4 protein-coding genes are annotated in these 4,476 nt (G+C 75.5%); all 4 read right to left on the bottom strand.

What is annotated here, in order from left to right:
* Window positions 1–418: 418 nt before the first annotated feature.
* Entirely contained in the window at window positions 419–1,387 is a 969-nt protein-coding gene (locus ABD323_RS39575; protein WP_344446953.1) for a cation diffusion facilitator family transporter, read from the bottom strand.
* A gap of 153 nt (window positions 1,388–1,540) precedes the next feature.
* Window positions 1,541–2,749, bottom strand: coding sequence for a mannose-6-phosphate isomerase, class I (manA, locus tag ABD323_RS39570; protein WP_344446952.1), 1,209 nt, complete (start codon window positions 2,747–2,749; stop codon window positions 1,541–1,543).
* Window positions 2,750–2,851: 102 nt separating this feature from the next.
* Complete coding sequence (locus tag ABD323_RS39565) at window positions 2,852–4,072, bottom strand: SIS domain-containing protein (RefSeq protein WP_344446951.1); 1,221 nt, start codon at window positions 4,070–4,072, stop codon at window positions 2,852–2,854.
* Between the two features lie 37 nt (window positions 4,073–4,109).
* Window positions 4,110–4,292 (bottom strand): Trm112 family protein, encoded by a 183-nt coding sequence (locus ABD323_RS39560; RefSeq protein ID WP_344446950.1) that lies wholly within the window; start codon window positions 4,290–4,292, stop codon window positions 4,110–4,112.
* Between the last annotated feature and the right edge of the window lie 184 nt (window positions 4,293–4,476).

Raw genomic sequence — 4,476 nt, 5'->3', positions numbered from 1 at the left:
CGTGCTCGGCCAGCTGGATCTCCTTGCGACCGAACGGCGCCAGGGAGAGATCGGCGACCTTGAAGTCACCGGTGGGGTTGGACGACATGCGTCAGCTCCTCGCTGCGTGGGATCAGGACGTGAGGTCCGCTGGGTGCCACGGGAACGGCCACGGGCAGCACGAACGCGCGGTGCGCACACCGCTGTTCGACGCCGGCACGCCGCGCCTGGGCACCAATCGTCGGAGGACCTCTCTCCCTCGACCGGGTGCGCGGCTGCGCCGCTCCCCCGATCGACCGCCATCAGCAGCGACGTTCGGCTCTGTGACGAATCTACACCGGCGGTGCCCGGCGGGGCGGGTGCACGGACGGATTCCGGCCGCGTTCGAGGCCGGGCGGAGGCTGCCGCGAGGGCGCGCCGACCGCCCGGCGGCGTGCGTTCAGTGCCGGCCGGGCCCGCCCGGGGTGGCCTGCGGGTCGGGACCGGCGGCGGCCTTCTCGGCCGAGTAGACGTCCGGCTCCAGGTAGACCGCACGGGCGATCGGGACGGCGGCGCGCACCCGGGCCTCGGCCGCGTCGATGGTCGCCACCACCTGCTCGGCGGTGTCCTCGCGGCGCACCCCGATCTTGGCGGCGACCAGCAGCTCCTCCGGGCCCACGTGCAGCGTGCGCAGGTGGATCACCTCGGTGATGGCGCGGGTGTCGAGCAGCGCGGTCCTGATCCGGTACACGGTCTGCCGGTCGGCCGACTCGCCCACCAGCAGCGACTTGGTCTCCACCGCCAGCACGACGGCGATCGCCACCAGCAGCAGCCCGATGCACAGGGTGCCGACGCCGTCCCAGACGCCGTCGCCGGTGGCGACCGTCAGGCCCACCCCGATCAGCGCGAGCACCAGACCGATCAGCGCGCCGGCGTCCTCCAGCAGGACCACCGGCAGCTCCGGCGCCTTCGCCCGGCGGATGTAGCCGACCCAGCCGAGCGTGCCCTTGGCCTTGCCGGCCTCGCGGAAGGCGGTCAGGAACGACCAGCCCTCCATCAGGACGGCGAAGACCAGCACGCCCACCGCCCAGTACCAGCCGTGCAGCTCGTGCGGGTCGCGGATCTTCTCGTAGCCCTCGTAGACGGCGAACAGGCCGCCGACGCTGAAGAGCACGACCGCCACCAGGAACCCGTACACGTACCGCTCGCGGCCGTAGCCGAACGGGTGCTCCTCGTCGGCGTCGCGCCTGGCCCGCTTGGCGCCGACCAGCAGCAGCACCTGGTTGCCGGAGTCGGCCACCGAGTGCACGCCCTCGGCGAGCATCGAGGACGAGCCGGTGAAGGCGAACGCGGTGAACTTCGCGACCGCGATGGCCAGGTTGGCGCTGAGCGCCGCGATCAGCGCCTTGGTACCGCCCTCGGCACTCACCTCTTCGTCCCGCCTTCGGCGCGACGGGCTCGGTTCGCCTCCGGGCGCTCCGACCCGGTGTCGGCACTGCTCGCTCCCACGTTCCCTCGTTCCTCGCTCACTCGTCGCTCGTCACTTCCGGCACCGGCGCGCCCTTCGGCTCACTCGCCCCGACTACAGGGTGACCGTGGCGCGGAAGAGCACGCCGGTGCCGGTCAGGGCGGTGTCGGTGCCGGTGGCCGGCAGGTAGGCGGACTGGCCCTTGGCCAGCTCCAGGGTGGCGCCGGTGGCGTCGGTGAGGGTGGCCGCGCCCTCGGTGCAGAGCAGGATCTGGGCCGCGCGGCCGTCCACCCGGCGCTGCGCGCCGTCCGCCGTGAGGGTGAAGCGCGAGAGCCGGAACTCGTCGATCGGCACGGGGAACAGCTCCTCGCCGTCCGCACCGGCCACCGGGCCGCGCACCCCGGGGTCGCCGGCCTCGAAGACGACCACCTTCAGCAGTTCGGGGACGTCCACGTGCTTGGGGGTCAGGCCGCAGCGCAGCACGTTGTCCGAGTTGGCCATGATCTCCACCCCGGTGCCCCGCAGGTAGGCGTGCGGGACGCCGGCGCCCAGGTAGAGCGCCTCACCGGGCTGCAGGCGGACGTGGTTGAGCAGCAGCGCGGCCAGCACGCCGGCGTCGCCGGGGTAGAGCGCGGCGGTGTGCGCGTAGCCCGCCCAGGCGTCGACGTACGGGGAGTCGGGGTACTCGCGCTGCGCGCGCTCCAGCGCCTCGGCGAGCTCCTTGACCAGCACCGCGACCACGCCCGAGTCGGTGGTGAGCACGGTGGCCAGGGTCTCGCGCAGCGCCTGCCCGGCGGGCTTGGTGCGCAGCAGGTCGATCAGCGGGGAGAGGCCGGGGACGGCCAGCAGCTCCATCAGGTCGGCCGTCGCCAGCGGGTCGCGGAAGCCGCAGAGGCCCTCGAACTCGTCCAGCGCGCAGATGAGTTCGGGCTTGTGGTTGGCGTCCTTGTAGTTCCGGTGGCCGGCCTCGACCGGGACCGCGGCGGCCTCCTCGGCCGCGAAGCCGGCCTGGGCCTGGGCGCGACTGGGGTGCACCTGCAGCGACAGCGGGATGCCGGCGGCCAGCACCTTGAGCAGGAAGGGCAGCGTCGGGCCGAACTTCTCGACGGCCTCGGCGCCCAGCTCGGCCACCGGGTCGGCGGCGATCACCTCGGCCAGCCGGCGCACCCCGGCACCGCGGTCCACCCGGGAGGAGTCACCGGGGTGGGCGCCGAGCCACAGTTCGGCCTGCGGCTCGCCGGTGGGCTGCTCGCCGAGCAGGGCCGGAATCGCGGTGGTCGAGCCCCAGGCGTACGGGCGGACGGTGTTGGCGAGGCGGTCCATGAGGGCGACCTGCTCCTTGGTGGCGGTGTCGGGCGGCAGCGACGCTGCCGGGGAAGGGCTCTCAGACCCTAGCCGACCGGCGGGTCGGGGCGCTGGGGCCGGTCAGGACCCGGCGACGGCCGCCAGGCCCAGGTAGACGGCCGCGAAGTCGGTCAGCGCGAGCAGCTCGGCCAGCGCCTCCAGCGGCTCCTGACGGATGGCCGCGAGTTCGGTCAGCCGCACCTCGTGCGCGGCGGCCAGCCGCTGCGCCCGGCGCCCGCTGTGGGTGGCCGGGGCCGGCTCGGGTGCGGCCTGCGGCGAGGCCGGCCCGGCGGCCGGGTCGGGCTCCCGCGGGGTGTGCCGCAGCAGCAGCACCTGCACGGTGAGCGGGTCCGGCTCCTCGACCCGGTCGCGGAAGAAGTCGCCTGGGTCCGCGCCGGCGCCCAGCTGCCCGGTGAGCATGCCGTGCTGGGCGGTGAGCGCCTGCGGGAGCTGGCCGGTGACGGCGGGGCGACCGGCCCGGTCGGCGAGCATCGCGGCGAAGCGGGTGGCGACGACCGCGGCCACCGGGCCCTCGCTCCACAGCAGCGGGACGGTGCCGGCGAGTTGCCCGGCCAGGGACTTGGCGGGGTTCAGGTAGGCGGCGGCGTCGGGGCGGTGACGCACGGCCAGCGTGTCCAGCAGGTCGGCGGCGGCCTCCAGGGCGGCCTCGACCGGCGCGAGGACGCCGATCCGGCCGGCCAGCGCCAGCAGCGGGGTGAGGAAGGCCCACAGCGCCGCGGGGTCCTCGGCCGGCAGGTCGGGCTCGGCGCCCCACTCGGTGGGCTCCTCGACGGCGGCGGGCACGAACGGCAGCGGCAGGGCGCGCACCTGGAGGGCGGCCTCGGACAGCGGGCGCTCCACGGGGGCGATCACCGCGATCGCGCAGCCGCGCGCGTACGCCTGCTCGGCCAGCGTGATCAGGCCCGTCTCGTTGCCGTCCGCGGAGGCGAGCACCAGCAGGTCCAGCGGGCCGGCCCAGCCGGGCAGCTGCCAGCGCAGGCCCGCACTGAACGGCTCGGACCCGCCGGCCGGCACCGCGTCGACCGGGGGCAGCGACTGCACCAGGACGGCGCCGCCGGTCAGCGCGCCCAGCGTCTCGCCCGCGATCAGGGCGCTGCCGTGGCCGGCCACCAGGACGCCGCGCGGGCGTCCGTCGGGGCGCAGCGCCGCGAGGCCGGCCGCCTCGGCGAGCCGCAGGGCGGTGCGGATCCGGGCGCCGGCGCCGGCCAGGGCCAGCAGGGCGTGGTCCCGGTCGGCGCGCTGGAGGGCGGCCGGGTCGTCGAGCAGGCTGTCGTCGAGCATGCGGCTGGGCCTCCAGGGACGCGCCGGTGACGAGGGATCAGGCGGGGCGGCGGGCCTCGTCCACGAGGAGCACCGGGATGCCGTCGCGGATCGGGTAGACCAGGCCGCAGCTCTCGCCGGTGCAGCTGAGTTCGGGCTGCTCGGCGCTGCCCGACTCGGTGAGGGCGGCGCGGCACTGCGGGCAGACCAGGATCTCCAGCAGGAAGGGTTCGAGGGTCATGGTCGTGCTGCTCCGTGGGGTGTCGAAGGGCGGTGGGACGTGCGAGGCCCCGACCGGTGGGTCCACCCTACCGGCCGGGGCGCGCGCGGAGCCCGGATGCGGACCGGCGCTCTGCGCGGGTCCGCATCGGGGCTCCGGAGGCGGGTCGTGCGGTGGATCGTGCGGTGGGTCAGCCGCGCACGAT

It is taken from the genome of Kitasatospora nipponensis (assembly GCF_039528135.1).
GTDB classification, from domain to species: domain Bacteria; phylum Actinomycetota; class Actinomycetes; order Streptomycetales; family Streptomycetaceae; genus Kitasatospora; species Kitasatospora nipponensis.
This window is presented reverse-complemented; position numbering and strand designations above follow the sequence as displayed.

Excerpts from the sequence above, each read along its gene's own strand:
- manA (WP_344446952.1), bottom strand. The coding sequence starts at position 2,749 with ATGGACCGCCTCGCCAACACCGTCCGCCCGTACGCCTGGGGCTCGACC.
- ABD323_RS39565 (WP_344446951.1), bottom strand. The coding sequence starts at position 4,072 with ATGCTCGACGACAGCCTGCTCGACGACCCGGCCGCCCTCCAGCGCGCC.
- ABD323_RS39560 (WP_344446950.1), bottom strand. The coding sequence starts at position 4,292 with ATGACCCTCGAACCCTTCCTGCTGGAGATCCTGGTCTGCCCGCAGTGC.